This window comes from Tepidibacter mesophilus (assembly GCF_002724055.1).
GTDB lineage: Bacteria > Bacillota > Clostridia > Peptostreptococcales > Peptostreptococcaceae > Tepidibacter_A > Tepidibacter_A mesophilus.
Map to the genome: position 1 here is coordinate 54,403 of NZ_BDQY01000011.1, position 18,099 is coordinate 72,501.

The 18,099-nt window shown below is 27.9% G+C and carries 17 protein-coding genes; 5 read left to right on the forward strand and 12 right to left on the reverse strand.

The features are described from left to right. Nucleotides 1-62: 62 nt before the first annotated feature. From mreB to Tmeso_RS08730, 9 genes are all read right to left on the reverse strand, one after another. Nucleotides 63-1,067: a rod shape-determining protein MreB gene (gene mreB / locus Tmeso_RS08690; protein ID WP_099190262.1), complete on the reverse strand. Its 1,005-nt coding sequence runs from the start codon at nucleotides 1,065-1,067 to the stop codon at nucleotides 63-65. Nucleotides 1,068-1,167: 100 nt separating this feature from the next. After that, the gene (spoIIID, locus tag Tmeso_RS08695) at nucleotides 1,168-1,431 is read right to left on the reverse strand and encodes a sporulation transcriptional regulator SpoIIID (RefSeq protein WP_099190264.1); all 264 of its coding nucleotides are present in this window, start codon (nucleotides 1,429-1,431) and stop codon (nucleotides 1,168-1,170) included. Between the two features lie 95 nt (nucleotides 1,432-1,526). After that, nucleotides 1,527-2,294: a M23 family metallopeptidase gene (locus Tmeso_RS08700; protein WP_187296284.1), complete on the reverse strand. Its 768-nt coding sequence runs from the start codon at nucleotides 2,292-2,294 to the stop codon at nucleotides 1,527-1,529. An 83-nt stretch (nucleotides 2,295-2,377) separates the two neighbouring features. Continuing rightward, nucleotides 2,378-3,355, reverse strand: a complete 978-nt coding sequence (gene spoIID / locus Tmeso_RS08705) for a stage II sporulation protein D (RefSeq protein ID WP_099190268.1) — start codon at nucleotides 3,353-3,355, stop codon at nucleotides 2,378-2,380. A 56-nt stretch (nucleotides 3,356-3,411) separates the two neighbouring features. After that, entirely contained in the window at nucleotides 3,412-4,665 is a 1,254-nt protein-coding gene (gene murA / locus Tmeso_RS08710) for a UDP-N-acetylglucosamine 1-carboxyvinyltransferase (RefSeq protein ID WP_099190270.1), read from the reverse strand. A 16-nt stretch (nucleotides 4,666-4,681) separates the two neighbouring features. Then, nucleotides 4,682-5,455 carry a YwmB family TATA-box binding protein gene (locus tag Tmeso_RS08715; RefSeq protein WP_099190272.1) on the reverse strand — a complete coding sequence of 258 codons (774 nt, stop codon included), beginning with the start codon at nucleotides 5,453-5,455 and terminating at the stop codon, nucleotides 4,682-4,684. A 65-nt stretch (nucleotides 5,456-5,520) separates the two neighbouring features. Further along, on the reverse strand, nucleotides 5,521-7,092 hold the full coding sequence (locus Tmeso_RS08720) for a glycoside hydrolase family 26 protein (RefSeq protein WP_099190274.1): 1,572 nt from the start codon (nucleotides 7,090-7,092) through the stop codon (nucleotides 5,521-5,523). A 147-nt stretch (nucleotides 7,093-7,239) separates the two neighbouring features. Further along, nucleotides 7,240-8,415: a class I SAM-dependent methyltransferase gene (locus Tmeso_RS08725; RefSeq protein ID WP_099190276.1), complete on the reverse strand. Its 1,176-nt coding sequence runs from the start codon at nucleotides 8,413-8,415 to the stop codon at nucleotides 7,240-7,242. Between the two features lie 93 nt (nucleotides 8,416-8,508). Continuing rightward, complete coding sequence (locus Tmeso_RS08730) at nucleotides 8,509-10,230, reverse strand: methyl-accepting chemotaxis protein (RefSeq protein ID WP_099190278.1); 1,722 nt, start codon at nucleotides 10,228-10,230, stop codon at nucleotides 8,509-8,511. 156 nt (nucleotides 10,231-10,386) lie between these two features. Here Tmeso_RS08730 and Tmeso_RS08735 point away from each other — a divergent pair, with 156 nt between their 5' ends. Beyond that, complete coding sequence (locus Tmeso_RS08735; protein WP_099190280.1) at nucleotides 10,387-10,695, forward strand: hypothetical protein; 309 nt, start codon at nucleotides 10,387-10,389, stop codon at nucleotides 10,693-10,695. A 188-nt stretch (nucleotides 10,696-10,883) separates the two neighbouring features. Here Tmeso_RS08735 and Tmeso_RS08740 read toward each other — a convergent pair whose 3' ends face one another. The 3 genes from Tmeso_RS08740 to Tmeso_RS08750 all read right to left on the reverse strand — a co-directional run bounded on the left by Tmeso_RS08740 (nucleotide 10,884) and on the right by Tmeso_RS08750 (nucleotide 12,477). Then, the gene (locus tag Tmeso_RS08740) at nucleotides 10,884-11,201 is read right to left on the reverse strand and encodes a carboxymuconolactone decarboxylase family protein (protein WP_207653839.1); all 318 of its coding nucleotides are present in this window, start codon (nucleotides 11,199-11,201) and stop codon (nucleotides 10,884-10,886) included. 122 nt (nucleotides 11,202-11,323) lie between these two features. Further along, nucleotides 11,324-11,635, reverse strand: coding sequence for a hypothetical protein (locus tag Tmeso_RS08745; RefSeq protein WP_099190282.1), 312 nt, complete (start codon nucleotides 11,633-11,635; stop codon nucleotides 11,324-11,326). 230 nt (nucleotides 11,636-11,865) lie between these two features. Further along, on the reverse strand, nucleotides 11,866-12,477 hold the full coding sequence (locus Tmeso_RS08750) for an HD-GYP domain-containing protein (RefSeq protein ID WP_099190284.1): 612 nt from the start codon (nucleotides 12,475-12,477) through the stop codon (nucleotides 11,866-11,868). 205 nt (nucleotides 12,478-12,682) lie between these two features. On the opposite strand from Tmeso_RS08750, the gene Tmeso_RS08755 reads away from it, so the two are divergent. The 4 genes from Tmeso_RS08755 to cloSI all read left to right on the forward strand — a co-directional run bounded on the left by Tmeso_RS08755 (nucleotide 12,683) and on the right by cloSI (nucleotide 17,779). Next, on the forward strand, nucleotides 12,683-13,774 hold the full coding sequence (locus Tmeso_RS08755; protein ID WP_099190285.1) for a GGDEF domain-containing protein: 1,092 nt from the start codon (nucleotides 12,683-12,685) through the stop codon (nucleotides 13,772-13,774). 122 nt (nucleotides 13,775-13,896) lie between these two features. Beyond that, entirely contained in the window at nucleotides 13,897-14,829 is a 933-nt protein-coding gene (locus Tmeso_RS08760; RefSeq protein ID WP_242967898.1) for a helix-turn-helix transcriptional regulator, read from the forward strand. 53 nt (nucleotides 14,830-14,882) lie between these two features. Beyond that, on the forward strand, nucleotides 14,883-15,509 hold the full coding sequence (locus Tmeso_RS08765) for a DJ-1/PfpI family protein (RefSeq protein WP_099190289.1): 627 nt from the start codon (nucleotides 14,883-14,885) through the stop codon (nucleotides 15,507-15,509). A gap of 686 nt (nucleotides 15,510-16,195) precedes the next feature. Beyond that, nucleotides 16,196-17,779, forward strand: a complete 1,584-nt coding sequence (cloSI, locus tag Tmeso_RS08770) for a clostripain (RefSeq protein WP_099190291.1) — start codon at nucleotides 16,196-16,198, stop codon at nucleotides 17,777-17,779. Nucleotides 17,780-18,099 lie beyond the last annotated feature (320 nt).

Consider the following 18,099-nt stretch of genomic DNA (forward strand, 5'->3'; position numbering starts at 1 on the left):
AACATAAAAAAGTTTAATTAATTTAGCTATACTATATAGTATTTTAGGTTTATTTTTTTATGCTACTTTCTGATTACTTTTAATATACCTGAGTTGACATATTCTCCCGTTCCCTTAGCAACACAAGATACAGCATCATCTGCTATATGCACATCTATACCTGTTCTTTGAGATATTAGTTTATCGAGTCCCCAAAGTAAAGATCCTCCACCTGTCATTACTATTCCATTATCACTTATATCAGCAGATAATTCTGGAGGTGTTTTTTCTAGCACACTATGGACTGCATCAGCTATTTGTACTATGCATTCGTTTAAAGCCTTCAGCATTTCATTAGAACTTATTTCTATAGTTGTAGGCAATCCCGATACTAAATTTCTACCTCTTACTTCCATAGTCTCTTGAGGCTCTTTAGGATATGCTATTCCTATATTTATTTTAATATTCTCTGCTGTTCTTTCTCCTATAAGCAAGTTGTGTTGTTTTCTCATATATTTTATTATAGCTTCATCAAATTTGTCTCCTGCTACCTTTATAGAAGTGCTTACAACATTTCCACCGTACGATATTACCGCTACATCAGTTGTTCCTCCGCCTATATCTATAACCATATTTCCTTGAGCTTGAGATATATCAAGTCCAGCCCCTATTGCTGCAGCTGTTGGTTCTTCTATTAGTTCTACATATCTTGCTCCTGCTTGCTTTGTAGCTTCTTCAACAGCTCTTTTTTCAACTTCTGTAACTCCAGACGGAACACATACAACTATCTCCGGCTTAAAAAATTTAAAAAACCCTTTTTTTACTATAACCTTATCTATAAAATATTTAAGCATTTTTTCTGTAACATCATAATCAGATATTACTCCATCGCGAAGAGGCCTTATAGCAACTATATTTCCAGGCGTTCTTCCAATCATCCTTCTCGCTTCTTCTCCAACTGCTAAAACCTTCTTTGATTTTTTCTCTATAGCAACTACAGACGGTTCTCTTAGGACTATCCCCTTACCTTTTACATACACAAGAACAGTTGCTGTACCTAAATCTATTCCTATATTCGGATTAACCATTAAGTCATTCTCCTACCTTTCACTTGAATTATTCTACATTTCTTCCTTCTACAAAAATATACAAAAATCTGGATTTCGTCAAGAAAAAAATACAGGCAATTTATCCTGTATTTTTAGTAGTGCTTTCATATTTTAATTTTGTAGCCATTCCTCCCCTTATATGCCTTTCTGATTTATTCTTATCTAAGACATTTTTTACTTCTTCCGCTAATACCGGATTTATAGATTCTAACCTTTCGGTTATATCTTTATGTACTGTACTTTTGCTAACTCCAAATCTCTTTGCAGTTTCTCTCACTGTAGTTTTTTCTTCTATTATATATCTAGCTATCGTTACTGTTCTTTCTTCTATATAAGCCTTCAACGGTCCCCCTCCTTAAAGGAATAGTCTTTATTGATATATATGTGTTTTGTACAAAAAATAGAACAGGCTTAACCTTATTTAAAGGTTAAGCCTTATTAATTAGAATTTATTATAGACAAAGGATCTATATTTTTATTGTCTTTTAGGACTTCAAAATGTAAATGAGCTTCTTCTTTGCTCTCTATTATAGATGTATTTCCTACATTTCCTATAATATCTTTACACTTTAACATCTGGCCTTTTTTAACTTTAGTGTCTGAAGATAAATTGCTATAAACACTTACTATATTATCTTGATGTTTTAATTTAACTGTTATACCTTGTACACTATCCTTTAATACCTCTAATACTTCTCCATCCATGAAAGCGCCTACAGGAGTTCCTTCTTTAGCTTGTATATCTATTCCCTTATGTAGCTCCCATTGTTCCAATGTAGCAGAATAAGTAGGTTTACTATCAGAGTAATCTCTTCCTAATTTACCTTCAACTGGCATAATAGCTTTTATTTGTTTAACTTTTGTACTTGCAACTTCTGTATCAGGGTCTTTTTTAGCTTCATTTTCCTGTTTTAATTTTTCTTTTGCATTAGCCAAGTTTTGTTTAGAATCTGTTGCTGTAGGTACAGCTTGCTCATCTTCTTTTATAAGATGGATTTCATCCTCATCATTACTAGCTACTTTATCATCATCTATTAACTCTCCTTGTTCATAGTTAACAAAGCCATTCTGAGATGCTATATTGTCTATACTATTCTTAGTAACCCATACAGCAGTTAATGCTACTAAACATACACAGACAAATAGAACTAAATAAAATCCATCTTTCTCTAATAATTTTTTAAATTTATTTTTTTTGTTATCCATTAATTTCACCTCCATCTATATTCTTACCGAATTTTTAAATTATATACTTTACTAAATAAAAAAAGAAGGACTTATTTAGTCCTTCAATACTTAGTTTCTATGCTTACTCCCTTAAAGTAATGTTTTAATATTTCATCGTATTTATAACCTTTGTGAGCCATTCCATTTGCTCCCCATTGACTCATTCCTACTCCATGACCATACCCCTTAGTCATTATATTTATTACATTACCATCTACTTTTATATCAAAATCTGACGAGTTAAGACCTAGTATGCTTCTAACTTCACTACCCTTTACAACCTTATTTCCTATTCTTATTTCTTTTACAGATCCACCTTCGCTTCTTGACATAATATTTATATCTTTATCAACATCATCAGATAATACAATTCCAACATCTTTGAATTTGTTTATAAAATCATTCTTACTTATTTTCATATTTGATCTAAACTTTGGTGATTCTTGCTCATATGGGCTTTCAACTGATCTTAAATAAGGAAGACTTGAGCTAAATACTTCTTCAGAGTTTTCCGTTTTACCTCCGCTAGTTGAATGATATAAAGGTTGTATAGTTTTTTGTTCAAACGTCAGTACCATCCCCTTAGTATCATCTACGGTTTTCTTTATTTTAGGCCAAGATTCACTCATCCATTTTTCATTATGTAATTTTTCAAGTGTGTTAGTATCTAAGTATTCTTGACAATGTTTATGATCTGTACAAACTACAGCTCCTTTATGCTGAGGTATTTTATCTCCTCCATTCTCAATTTTATGAAAAACATAAGATCTTGCTGCTATAGCTTGAGCCTTTAAAGCTTCTTCATCAAAGCTTGCTGGCATTTCAGATGCAACTACATTATATAAATACTGCTCTATATCTATTTCTTCTACATTGTCTGTTTTTACATTATAAACTTTTATGTTCATAGAATTATTTATTTTAGTTTGTACAATTTCTTTTTGAAATATATCATCCTTATATATTCCAACGGTTAATATTACAGGTAAAACTACTATAACTAAAAAAGTATACATAACAACTAAAAAAGGGTTTTTCATAGACCTTCCTCCTTTGATTATCTCTATCAATAAAGTCTATGAAAACCCTCTTATTATTATTCCTCTATAATTTCAATATTAGCACCTAAAGCATTTAACTTTTTGTCTATATCTACATACCCTCTAAATATATGATATGTATCTCCTATAACAGTCTCACCTTCAGATACAAGGCCTGCAAGTATTAAGGCAGCTCCTGCTCTTAAGTCAGTTGCATTAACAGTAGATCCCTGAAGTTGTCCAACCCCTTGAACTACTGCACTTCTTCCTTCTATTTTTATGTTTGCACCCATTCTATTAAGCTCTGGTACATTCATAAATCTATTTTCAAATACAGTCTCTATAACTACACCAGTTCCTTTTGCGACACTTAAAAGTGCCATAAACTGAGATTGCATATCAGTCGGAAAACCTGGATGAGGGAGAGTCTTTATATCAGTAGGTTTTATTTCATTTGGACCTATAACTCTTACAGCATTGTCCATTTCGTAAACCTCACATCCAACCTCTTTAAGCTTTGCAATAGTAGGTTTCAAATGATCTATTAATACATTATCTATTAATACATCTCCTTTAGTTATAGCTGCTGCTACCATATAAGTTCCAGCTTCGATTCTATCAGGTATTACAGTGTGAGTAGCTCCTTTAAGTTCCTTTACGCCCTTAATTTTGATAGTGTTAGTTCCTGCACCTTTAACATTCGCTCCCATTTCATTTAAGAAATTAGCTAAGTCAACTATTTCAGGTTCTTCCGCAACATTTTCTATTATAGTCGTTCCTTCTGCAAATACGGCTGCCATCATAATATTTTCAGTAGCTCCAACAGATGGGAAATCAAGGTATAACTTAGTTCCTACTAATTTATCAGCCTTAGCTTCTATAAATCCATGATCCATTTCAATTTGAGCTCCTAAAGATTTGAATCCTTTAAGATGAAGATCTATAGGTCTTGTCCCTATAGCGCAACCTCCCGGCATTGATATCTTAGAGCTTTGAAATCTAGCAAGCAATGGTCCCATTACTAAAAATGATGCTCTCATCTTTCTTACAAGCTCATATGGTGCTTCACATGTATCTATATTAGTTGCGTCTACAGTAAGTACATCTTCATTATATTCTACTTTAGCACCTAAATGTCTTAAAAGATCCGATATAACATGTACATCTCTTAAATTTGGTACTCCTTTTAATACTGATGTTCCATTTGCAAGAAGTGTTGCTGCTATAATTGGAAGCACTGCATTTTTCGCTCCATTTACTTTTACTGTTCCTTTTAAAGGCTGGCTTTTTCTAACTACTATCTTCGACACTCGTTTCAGTCCTTTCCTAATATTCTAATGTTATAAGAGGTGTACCTATATAAACAAAAGTCTTGTCATAATATTCACTATATCTGACAGACGTATTTACATTTATCTTTTCTTCACCGTATTTTATATAGTCACTCAATTTTTTAGTGTATGCTGTTATTGATAATATGTTATCGTCTCTTATTTCATCCTTTTTTTGCGCATCCAAACTGGATAATATATTGTTTGCTATATTATTATAACACTTTTCATCTATTTTTCCTTCAAAAAATCCAGATATACAAGAATATACATCTATATTTTTTGAATATTTTTTCAAATTATTTTTAAGTTTAATATAATCCTCTACTATACCTTTATACACTTGATTCGTGCTAATGTCAACTATAATATGAGTTTGTTCTATATTTTGACACCTTTCGCTATCAATTATAATAGATATAGCTCTTTCTGCTTTATTTTGACTTTTTTTGTCATATATATATATCTGCCTAAAATCCTTCTGTTCACTTCTTGTATATTCCATATTTTCTTTATTGATATCAAATTTAGTTGCAAGCTCATCAAATATAATATCCATTTCTTCAAAGCTTAAAAATTTATTATCCATAACAGCGTGACCATTTATATTGTAATTATAAAAAGTAGAACCAGTCTTTTCAAAAGAATCTAGGATAAGTTCATAATCATTTTTATCCTTTTGATTGTCTTCTATATTTACCTGCTCAGCTGATGACCCTATACTGAAAAATAAAACTAATATTATTATAAATGCACATATTTTTTTCATAATAAATCCCCCTTTAAATTGTATCTATTTTGATTATTAACAATTTAAAGAGGGTTATACATTTATTATTTTATTTTTTGAAATCCATTTTTGAATGCATTCATTAAATCTTCATTTGTATCTAATCTATATGTTCTAGCCGGATTACCATTTTTATCCCAATCTATTCCATTCCACCATATAGCTATTTTAATTCTTGGATAATTTTGTATAGTATTAAACATATTATTTACCCAATTGATTTTATCTCCTCCAACATCATTAGATCCAAATTCAGTTATCATAAAAGGTTGTTTAAATAATTTAGTATATTCATTATATACAGGAGTATATATACTATCAAACTCTCTCCAAACCTCACCCTTATAATAATTACCTGTGTTATAACCTGTAAGACCTATAACGTCTACATACTCATCTCCAGGATAGTAATTTAAATAGTGATTCCAAGAAAAGTTAGGAAAAGACTTGTCATTAGGATTCCATACCCAAATTACATTATTTACTCCCTCATCTTCAAATATCTTATATATATATTTCCAGAGTTCATTAAATATTAATGTATCCTTTGAATAATAATAACTAGAATATGTACACCAATCTCCATTCATCTCATTATTTAATCTAAATAAAACAGGTTTTCCAAACTTTTTAAGCTTTTTAGCATAATCTTTCAACCAATGATCATATTCTCCATCTAATACATCGTAGCTAATATTTTTATTCTCTGGAAGATTTAAATCTGCTTTTGATGTTTGAAGTGTTAGCTCAACTATTTTTTTGTCATTATAAGCTCTTTTAAGTTCTTCTATATCTAGTGTTGAGTCTAAGCTTTGATATTTTACTAAAACAGAAAAATCATAATCCAATCTATTTTCTAAACTATGTAAATAATTCATATCAGTTGGAGCTGTAGGCTCAAATATTCCAAATTTAATTTTATCAGTGCTAGTTAAATAATTTTTATAAAACTCTTTAGTAGAATCATTCCAATTTTTATGTTTATTATCATACATCTTGTTTATTTTTGCAGTTCCTTTTGAGTTAAAAAACTTCATAGTTCCAATAAGAGATTCAAAATACTGTATAGGCTGTTGAGATTTTAGAATTACTGTATAAACCTCGTTATTATTTTTCTTTATCTCAGCACTTGCGTAGTAATTATAATCTTTATCAAGTCTTTCAAGCTTCTTTCTACTCCATTTTATAATTCTAACATTATTACCATTAATATTAACTCTTTTATCAGTCTCTAGGTTATGATACTCTCTATTGTACAAAAACTTATTGCTGTAATTAGTGTACACATTAAAATTAACCTTATCATAGTATATTTCCATTATACTATTTCCATCTGTAAAACTAGTCTTATATAAAGACTCTGTTGTATCTAGATTCATATAATTTGCAAAGTGTATTGAATATCCCTTTGGATAATTTATGTACTCACTAGTATAGTCATTTATTTTAACTACTTGATGAAAGTCATCCCATTCATTAAATGCATTACTATTAGATATCTGTCCATTCAGTATATTAACTGAATTATCTCTTCCATATTCTACAGCATATGTTGGCTTTATATTAATACTTAAAATAAAAATAAATATAGCTGCATATAAATATATTTTTCTCATTAAATTCCCCCCTATAAAGCTATTTAATCCTCTATATTATAACTTAATTAGAGTTATTTTTAAACTGTATATATATTTTTTGATAATATAATTCATTTTTATTAAATAATATTCTATTTATAAAACCTTTAAAAAAGAAAAGAACAGCTATATTAACTGCTCTTTTGATATTATATTATTCTCTAAAATTAATTTTTCTAAATAAGGACTTGCATTTAAAAAATTTCTAAGTTCCTTATATTCATCTACAATAGATTTATCTACTTCTTCTTTAGACTTAACCGCTCTTATTAATAGATTTTTAGGTGTGTGCTCCGTCTCTATAAATTCTAATATCTGAGTTTTATATCCAAGTATCTCAAGTAAATTAGCTCTTATTGAATCTGTTGCAAGAGATGAGAACCTTTCTTTGATTATGCCATATTTTAACATAGGGTTTAATAAATCATTCTTTATCTGTGAATTTAACTCATGCTGACAACATGGAACCGATAGTATAACCTTACTCTTCCAGCAAATAGCTTTAAACAATGCCATATCAGTAGCTATATCGCAAGCATGAAGAGTTACCATCATATCAATCTCTGTAAACTCATTAAAATCAGATATATTACCTATTTGAAAATTTAAGTTATCGTAGTTTAACGCTCTAGCTACCTTATTACAATACTCTATAACATCTTTTTTAAGATCGAGGCCTACTATTTCCACATTAAATTTAGCAATCTTTACAAGATAATAATATAAAGCAAATGTAAGATATGACTTTCCACAACCAAAATCTATAATCTTTATTTTCTTATTTTTATCAAAGTTTGATTCTATATCTTTTACCATCTCTAAAAATCTATTTAATTGCCTAAACTTATCTCTTTTTTGTTTTTTAACATTACCATGTTCATTCATCACTCCAAGGTACTGAAGAAAATCACAAGGTACATCCTCTTCTAATATATATTTTTTCTTTCTATTGTGAGATATATCAACTGGTTTTTTAGTTGCTTTCTTCTTTATTACATTAGCGTTTAACTTTTTATTTATAAGTATTTGATAGTCATTATTAACGCAGTATAATTGTACTTGCTTGAAGTTCCCGTTTATATGACTTATTATCTCCTCTATACATTCTTTATCTGATAAGTTTTTGTGTATTTCTTTATTAGAATATGAATAAGTAAGGTGATACATAAAATCATCTTTTATTTTTATAGGTCTTATATTTATTTTTGTATACTCTACATCTTTATTTCTTTTGTTGCTCAGAACTAATTGAATTAATTCTTTCTTATCTATAATATCTTTAATTAGATTATTAGCATTCATATAAATATCCTCTTTCTATTTATCTTAATATATTTCATATATGCTATAGTACCATTTTATTTATAAAAGTACAAACTTACCATTATATTTATATTATAATTTGAATTTATCTACTATATTTTTTAATGATTTTGCAATTTCTTCTAATTCATATGATGAATTAGTTATCTCTTCTATTATTGCTGCTTGTTGTTGTATAGATGCACTTATTTGCTGCGTAGAAGCACTTGATTGTTGTGTAACCGCTGATATCTCTTGAATCGATTCTACAACTATCTTTTTATCATCGTTTATCTTTTGTATATTATCTATTAAACTATCAATTCGTGTAACTATATGAGTTATAGCTACAGTGATAGCTTCAAATTTTTCTTCAGTCATGTTAGATGTTTTTTCTGTGCTTAAAAATATTTCTTTTGAATCATGTATTTTTTCCTTAGTGCTGTGAATTTCTATTTTAATATTATTAATAGTATTCTCTATATTATCAACATTATCAGTTACTTGATCTGCTAATTTTCTTATTTCCTGTGCAACTATCCCAAATCCTTTACCAGCTTCACCAGCTCTTGCTGCTTCTATCATTGCATTTAAAGCCAATAAATTAGTTTGATCTGCAATAGATTTTATAGTTTCGGTTATTTCTTCTATTGATTTTGATTCATTATCAAGTACGTCAACTTGTGATACTACTTTTGATAATATAATAATGTTGTCAGATATTGATTTCTTCAATTCTACTATTGCTTTATTTCCTTCTTCATTTACTCTATTTATTTCATCTATATATTTTTCTATCTGATTAGAATTTTCTACTGTTATCTCTATATTTTTAGAAAGATTATCAAGTTGTAACACTGCATGCTCTGCATTTGTAGCTTGCTCTGATGATCCTTTTGCTAAATCATCTGTTGCATCTGAAATACCTTGAAATGTTGTTGAAGTATCTTTTATACTCTCATACATATTCTTTGCATTTTTCTCTACATTATTTGAGAAATCTTTTATACTCTGAATTATATTTCTAATAGATTTTCTCATCTCAATTAAACCATCTATTGTATGTGACAGTTCATCTTTATTTTTAATTTTTTTTATTTTATAATGTAAATCTTCATTAAATTGCAAATCGAAACCATTGGTATCTTCTAAACTTTTTGAAATAATTTTAAGCTTGTTATTTATATTCCTGCTTATAATATAAGCTAATAGAATGCTTATTATTATAATTATAATCATGTATATTATAAATATTTTTCTAAAACTATCATAAGTCGGAGTAGTATCTTTATGATCATTTTTGGCATTTTCTTCATTATATGTTATTAATTTAGATGTTATATTTTGTATATTTTCAAACTTGTATAATGATTCTTCCAGCATAATTGTATTCGCTTCTTGTATTTTTAAGTATCTACTCAATTCAATGACTTTATCACTTGTTTGTAAATACAATTCAACCTCTTTTTTTAATTTTTCTATTAATATCTTATCTTCTTCAAGATAAACAGTTTTCATATAAATTTCAAACTGTTTATATATATTACTTTTTATATTTTTCATTTCTTTTTCTACTTGTATTTTTTGATTTTTATCGTCAATGGATATATGTCTGTATTCTTTTCCTCTATAGTCTGCTATCTCAGCATTTATTGAATTTGCACAGTTTAAACCAGTAAACCATAACTGCATCATTTCCTTAGAATTTTTATTTATGCTATCAATCGATTTTATCGAAAAAACACTTAATCCTATCATCATAGTAACAATCAATCCAAAGCATATAAATAACCTACTTTTTATGCTTAATCTCATTATTCATTCACCCCTGTTGTCTATTTTTAAATATAATTATTAGCTTGTATCATTCTTTACTTCATTATATTCAAGGTTATTTTCTACGTGTTAATTATAATTTCTTGATTTAAGTTTCACTCTATGGGAATACTACTAAAAAAGGTGGTGATGTTTTTGAATATAAATAAGTCTATATCATGTCCAAACTGCAATAGTAAAGATTTTTCATTAAAGTACGAAGCCAAATATGTTTATATCTATAAAATAGATACCAATAACATTGAATCTATAAATAAATCTTCTCATGTGCCTTTTTTATTTGATACAAGGGACAAAACGGACTCTAATCAATATATAGAATGTGAAAGTTGCAAAACTAAATATAAGTGCGACCTTGAACACGACCATGAGAAAATAGATTTTACTATACTTCAAAGAGCAATCCGCTCAGACCATATAGAAAAACCTGAATTTTTGGGGTAAATATAAAAGACATGTTAATTTATAATTAAACTAACATGTCTTTTACATTTATTTTTAGCATGACTTTTAATATCTTATTTTAATTTAATGTTAAATGAGTTATTAATTATATCTTTATCGTATTCAAACTCTAATCCATACGAACTCTTCTCTTTCATAAATGAATCTTTTTCATCACTTCTTTGACTCTATTCATTATCATATGCCTGTAAGGCAACTGGAAGTGATGAGGTCACTATATTCCCTACTGCTGGTAACCCTACTAATATGGCACTTATTATTTCTTCCCTACTTGCACCATTAGCCTTTGCTTGTTTTACATGAAATGGTATACCACTTTCCAGTCTAGTTGCTGCTAAAACTGATATATAAGCAAGAGTCTGTGTTTTCTTATCAAGAGCGCTTACTTTATCTAGCTTTTGTACTACTTCCATCCATGCTTTTGAATACTCTGGCGCTTCATTCATAAATGTTTCAAATGCATTGCTAATCAAAGATTTATTCATAATATACATACCTCCTTACAACAGTATGATAACATTATATGTAATATTTTTAAATAATTGTATATGTTGAGTTAGATGTAATTCTAGCATAATAAACAAAAAAAGGCTATTAGCCTTTTTTATTATCTATAACAATAGTTATTGTTATAGTAATTTTTCTTTTTCCCTTTACTTTTTCTTGTTTCTATTAATCCTTCTATCTTATCAATATAATCTTCATCTTGTGCAATTCTTATTAAACTTGTTAGGTAATAAAAATTTGTACTCTTTGGTATTTTTTTGTTTACTACTAAATCAATAGCCATTTTTGCTGAGTTAAAATTTCTCAAATGTGTATGTCCATCACTAAAATCTTTTTTTGAATTGTAAATAACATATCCTTTCTTTATAGGAAATACCATAAACTCTTTCTTTTCATAAATTTTATTGAACATACTACTCATTCCTTTCAATTTTATTTTATAATAAGCAAAGCTTATATATTAAACTTTTATATTGAATGGTAATGGAGCTATTAATTATTAAGTTATATATTATTTTTTAATTAAAGTTTCGTCTTCACGTCCCTTATTTTATTGTATAACATTTAGCATTGCTTTATTGTAAATTAATTATTAAATCTATAATTTCATATTTATCTAAGAATTTCTTAAACTAATTTTTTCTAGCACTTTAACTCTTGTGACCATATAGGTATAAGTTTGAGTGCAACTTTCCCAAAAGCAGGGTCGAACATAACACTTAGATTTTTTTCTATTTCTAATTTACAAAGCTGCCAATCCATAGCATCTTTATATGACCTTTTGCTAGTCATTGCATCTATAGAATCACATATTGCTATTATTCTCGATCCCATTGGAATTTCTTTTCCTTTTATACCTATAGGATATCCTCTTCCATCCCATCTTTCATGATGGTGAAGTACTATTTTTGAAATTTCTTTTAACTCTTTTGAATCACCCAAAATATCATGACCTATAGTCGGATGGAGCTTTATTTTTTCCCATTCATCATCACTTAAATTTCCTGGTTTGTTTAATATTCCATCAGGAATCCCTATCTTACCAATGTCATGAAGATGTGCAGCTATATGAATTATTTCTCTTGTCCTTCCTCTAATTTCCAATTCTTTACACATATCTTCAGCCATTTTAGCCACCCTATCTGAATGCCCTTTTGTATATATATCTTTTGCCTCTAAGGCTTTTATAAGGCTTTCTATTATATCATGGTAGAATTTTTTTCTTTTAAAATGTTTAATAAAATCTCTAAGCATAAATTTTCACTTTCCCCCTTTATGTACAGTTGAAATTCATTATCAATTATACCATATCTATTTTTACTTTTTCTTTATTTTTTTATAAAAACATTACAACTCTAAAATATTGTGTTATTTATTGGGATTTTAATTGACAGGCAAATGAATTTTGTTTATCATTATTATTGATAATAATTATCATTAACGAAGGAGGTTTTATATTTTGTTTACATTTAAAGAAGATCAACCTTTAAAGATTAAAGTCTTTAAAGAAATATATATGGGAATTAAAATAATGTCTTTATTTTTTGTGGTAATGTTAATAGTTTTTGTACCATTAGATAAGTATCTCAGATCTAAGTTGATACTTTTTTCATTTTTTTATTTTTCTTATATCGTATTAACTTGCTTCTTGTTTTTTAATGAAATAGAAAAATTCAATACATTCATTTCAATTTTTGATGCTATTTTTGCATCACTTTTTATACATATATGCAAAGATAAATTTTATTCTTTTTTAACTATATCTTATATATACATAATGTTTGAAATACTCATTAACAAAAAAGGTCGTATATTTTTTTATCCTTTTTTATTTACTGTTTTAGATTTTACCTTAATATATTTTTATCCTGAAAATTCTATAAATATTAATACTTTTTTTCATGTATTTTTTATGTATTTCTTTGCTTATATCTTCTCTTCTATAGTAAAAGAACAATTAGAGCTAGAAGATAAGCTGCATTTCTTATTCTCTAAGGTTGAGAATACAAATAAAAGCTTAAGAAAAATGGTAGATATGGACTATCTTACTAATCTTTTTAACCATAAAAGTTTCTATTGTGCCTTTGATAGGGTATTAGATCATTACAAAAACTCAAAAATGGAGTTTTCACTTGCTCTTATGGATATAGATAATTTCAAAAGAGTGAATGATACATATGGTCATCTAGCTGGTGATTTTATTTTAAAAGAAAGCGCTACTATAATATCTAATATAGCTGGGAGTAAGCATATGGCTTTTAGATATGGAGGTGAGGAATTCGCACTTCTTTTAGAAGATACTTGTCTTCACCCTTCTTATGTGATTTGTGAGGAAATAAGAAAGACTATTGAAAATCATATTTTTGTAGTAAATGGAGATTGTATCAAAATAACATTGAGCATAGGTCTTATGTCTAGCTGTAATGAATTTGATATTTCTAACCCTAGTGAATTTATATCTAATACTGACAATCTCTTATACAAAGCCAAGAATTCTGGAAAAAACATAGTAATGATTGAAGATTTAGATAAGCTTTTAGATGTTATCTAAATATAAAACTTCCTATATCTTAGCAGAAAATTTTATAATAAATAAGCAGTTTTAATTTGGTAAAATTCGTTGTCATTTGTCGAGTAACAATATAAAATCTATATATATTGAATCGAGGTGAAATGATGAAAATCGAAAGATTGTTAGGGATATTATTTTATATAATAAATAGAAATAATGTTAGTGCAAATAATTTAGCTGAACATTTTGATGTTTCTCGAAGAACAATTATTCGTGATATAAATACATTGACATTAGCAGGGATTCCAATTTATTCTGAAACAGGCTCTAAAGGCGGCTATTCAATTAATCGTGATTATAAGTTAAATGAAAAAATAATTGATGATGCTAACTCTGAATATATTTTACTTGCTTTACAAAGCTTGAAAAGTGTTTATGGTGAAAGAAAAGTTCATGAAACATATGAAAAAGTAAAACATATATATTCTGATAAAAATAATAATCCTGCAATAAATATTGATTTTTCTATAGTAAATGAGAACAGAAATATAATTTACTATATTTCTATGTTAAAAGAAGCCATCCAACATAATAAAACAGTCTTATTCCAATACACTAGCCTCAATAGTAATACTCGAATAGTTAAATGCAATATCATACATGTTCTCTATAAATGGTACTCTTGGTATGCTTTTGCTTATGATTTAGAAAAAAGTGATTTTCGCATGTTTAAGATAGTAAGAATGAGAAAGTTAGAAATAAGTGAAGATTATTTTGATAATGATTATGATGTAACAAAGTTACTTGATTATTATGAAGAAAAAAGAGATAAGCACAATATATATGTTACTATTGAATATTCTAAAGAAATCGACACTTTGATTAATGAATATTTTCATGGTGATGTTATAAATGTGTCGGAAACATCTGTAGTTAAAAAGGTTACTATAAAAGAAAATGACTTTATTATGTTTTCTATAATTTTAGGTTTTGGAGAAAAAATCAAAGTTCTTTCGCCTTTATCATACCAGCAAAGAATTAAGGAACATTTGAAAAATACTTTAATAAAAAATTACGATAACAGTGACATATAGGTGTCACTGTTTTTATGTTACAATGTTTTTAAATTAATTTAAGGAGGAACAAAATGAAGAAAATTATATATCTTTACATTTTAGAATCTATGGCTGAATGGGAAGTTGGCTATATTCTACAAGCTATCAGTATGGAATCTATGTTAAAAAAACAAAATAGAGAATTTGTAATTAAAACTGTTAGTACTAGTAAGAACCCAATACAAACAATCGGTGGATTAACTATCACTCCAGACTGTCTATTAGATGAAATAGATGAAAATAATATGGTTGCCTTGCTTTTACCTGGTGCAGAAACATGGAATCACAAAGAAAATAATCATATTTTGCAAAAAGCCTTATCATATATAGCTAAGGGAATTCTTGTAGGCGCTATATGTGGAGCAACGCTTGCTTTGGCCGATTTAAAAGTTTTAGACAAATTCAAGCATACAAGCAATTCTTTAGATTACCTAACATTGTTTTCAAAACAATATAGTGGTAAGGAATTATATGTTGATTCTCCAGCTTTTGCAGATTGTAACTTGATAACTGCAAGTTCAGCAGGGGGTTTGTTATGGGCCAAGCACATTATACAATATTTGAATGTTTTCCCTTGTGAGATTATTGAATCATGGTACAACTATTATTCTACCGGTGATCCTAAATACTATACACAGCTTATTTCACAGAGTATTTAACCTAAGTCCCCTAATAAAAAAACTATTAATTTATTCACTATTTTTTAGTGCTTTCTTTGAGATATTCTTGATTAAATAATCTAAATCTAAAACCTACCACAATTTAAAGTAAATGCATTTGTGATTTATAATAGTTAATCTAGGATTCATCTTAATAACAGAGATATTCAGACCTATTGCCCCACAATTATATACTATCAAAGATGGAATAGAAATTTTACGAAAAGCTCTATCAAATGTTTTATTTAAAAATTCTATTTCTTCTTTTGAAAAATCATACATAAGTAAAGTAGGTTGTATTTTTTTCGTTAATAAATAAAACTCATGTTTCATCTTTCATTTGTTTTTTTAAATTTTCTGTTAATATTTCATATTATAACAGAATACACTTTAAAAATTTTACATATATCACAATCGACCTATTTTATGGCATATATAGTTACATACGTAGCCCAAATAATTTTGTTGGCATAAATTTATATTGCGTAATATAAAATAAGTCTTCTTACATCGCTATATTTTTTAAATTACAATAAGAGAAAACACTCGAAATATTCAGTAAATAATTGACTTAATTTCAATTAAATGGTAGCATTATGACTACAATATAAACTTCCACGTGGAATATATAATTAAATTACAAGGTTTATATTCAAAAAATAAAATGAAATAAAGGATGATTGATAATGATGAAAAAAAGAACAGTCGTATTAAGTCTAGTTTTGATGACATCTTTATTCTTTGCAAATCCTAATGTTATTAAGGCTGAAGAAGGGTTAAAATCAAATACACTTGAAAGCACAGCAGATCCTGTAATGGAATCAGTATATGAAAAACCTAATGAAACTCAAGTAGAAACACTAGATAGAAAACCTATTACAATTATGTATTATTGTGATGCAGATAATGACCTTGAATCAGACTTATTAAATGATGTCGAGGAAATTAAAAAAGGTATTACTAATGAAATTAATTTAGTAACTTTAATTGATAGAACTGAGGGATACACTTCCAACAAATCAGTTCTTGGAGAGGATTTTTCTGATACAAGATTATATGAAATAAATCCAAAAAAAGCGATAAGAATAAGTGGTGGAGAACAGTTTCCAGAAATAACTACAACTTCAACAAATTTTGAAGCAAATATGGGAGACGCTAATACATTAAAAAACTTTATTGATTTGTGTAAAGAGAAATATCCTGCTGATAAATATGTTTTAATTCTTGCAAATCACGGTGGTGGACCAAAAACAAATGATGAAGCTGAATCTCGCAGAGCAATCTGTTGGGATGAAACAAATGGAATGGATACTTTATATACAGGGGAAATTTCAGATGTACTAACAAAAGAACAATCTGTAGATGTTTTTGGTCTAGATGCTTGTTTTATGGGAAATGCAGAGTTTGCATATCAATTTCATAAAGGAAACGGTGGTTTTGAAGCTGATATAATGGTTGCTTGCGCTCCAACTGAGTGGGGTGATGGGTGGCAATATAATAAAATATTAGATAGACTTCAATCAAAAGATGGAGATAATGGTGAAGAGGACTTAACTTTGAAAGGAAAAGAAAAATATTATTCTCCTAAATCTGTAACTGCTGCTGAGATAGGTGGAATAATCATAGAGGAGCAAAGAGATTCTTGCGAAGGTTCTATTACAGACCAAACACTGGCTTGTTACGATATGTCTAAAATAAAGGATGTTAAAGTTTCAGTAGATGCTTTAGCTCTAACTATTCAAGATAAAAAATTAGAAGTTGAAAATATAAGAGGAGAAATCAATAATCCTAAAATAATGTATTATTTTAATTCTGACAATAAAAGAGAACAATTAAATTATCCATTTTTTGATCTATATGATTTGGCAAAAAAAATAGAAGAAAATAAAAATTTAGAGAAGAATATTAAAGATAAAGCTCAATCAGTTATGGATGCAGTAGATGATATGGTTCTTTATTCATATGGTGGCAAGAACTATAAAGAATTTAAAGATGGTAAAAATGGATTATCTATATTTTTTCCTTCTGGAGAAAGTAAAATTTATATGAACCGCAAACTTTGTAAACAGTTCGAATTTCAATATTGGTATAGTCCTAATGATTTAACTGAGTACTTAGCACTTGGAGATAGTTGTTATGGAAAATTAAAATGGTGTCAAGATGGATTAAACCAAGAAATAAATAAAGTAGGTAACTGGTTTGAATTATTAGATAGTTGGTATGATGACTCTAATGATTTACAGGGTGGATATAATCAGTATCAATGGTAAATCAGTTAAAGTATGGCACATGTTGAACTAAAATCCATGGCTTATATTCATTTCCTATTCTCTAACCTCTACCTTCTTTTACCAATTTTTCTATTTTACTTTCAGTTAGACTTCTTTTTATTTTTGCCATAAAAAATCACCTCGTTTAGAATAAATTTTGTCCTAAATGAGGTGATTTTATCAAACTTTTTTTAAAACTACATAATTGTTGTTTTGTAAAAAAGTTTGATTACTTTTTATATAATTCTCTATAATACAGTTTTTGTAATTATTTACATTTTGTTCATTATTGAAAGTAAAATTCGTCCGAATCAAATATT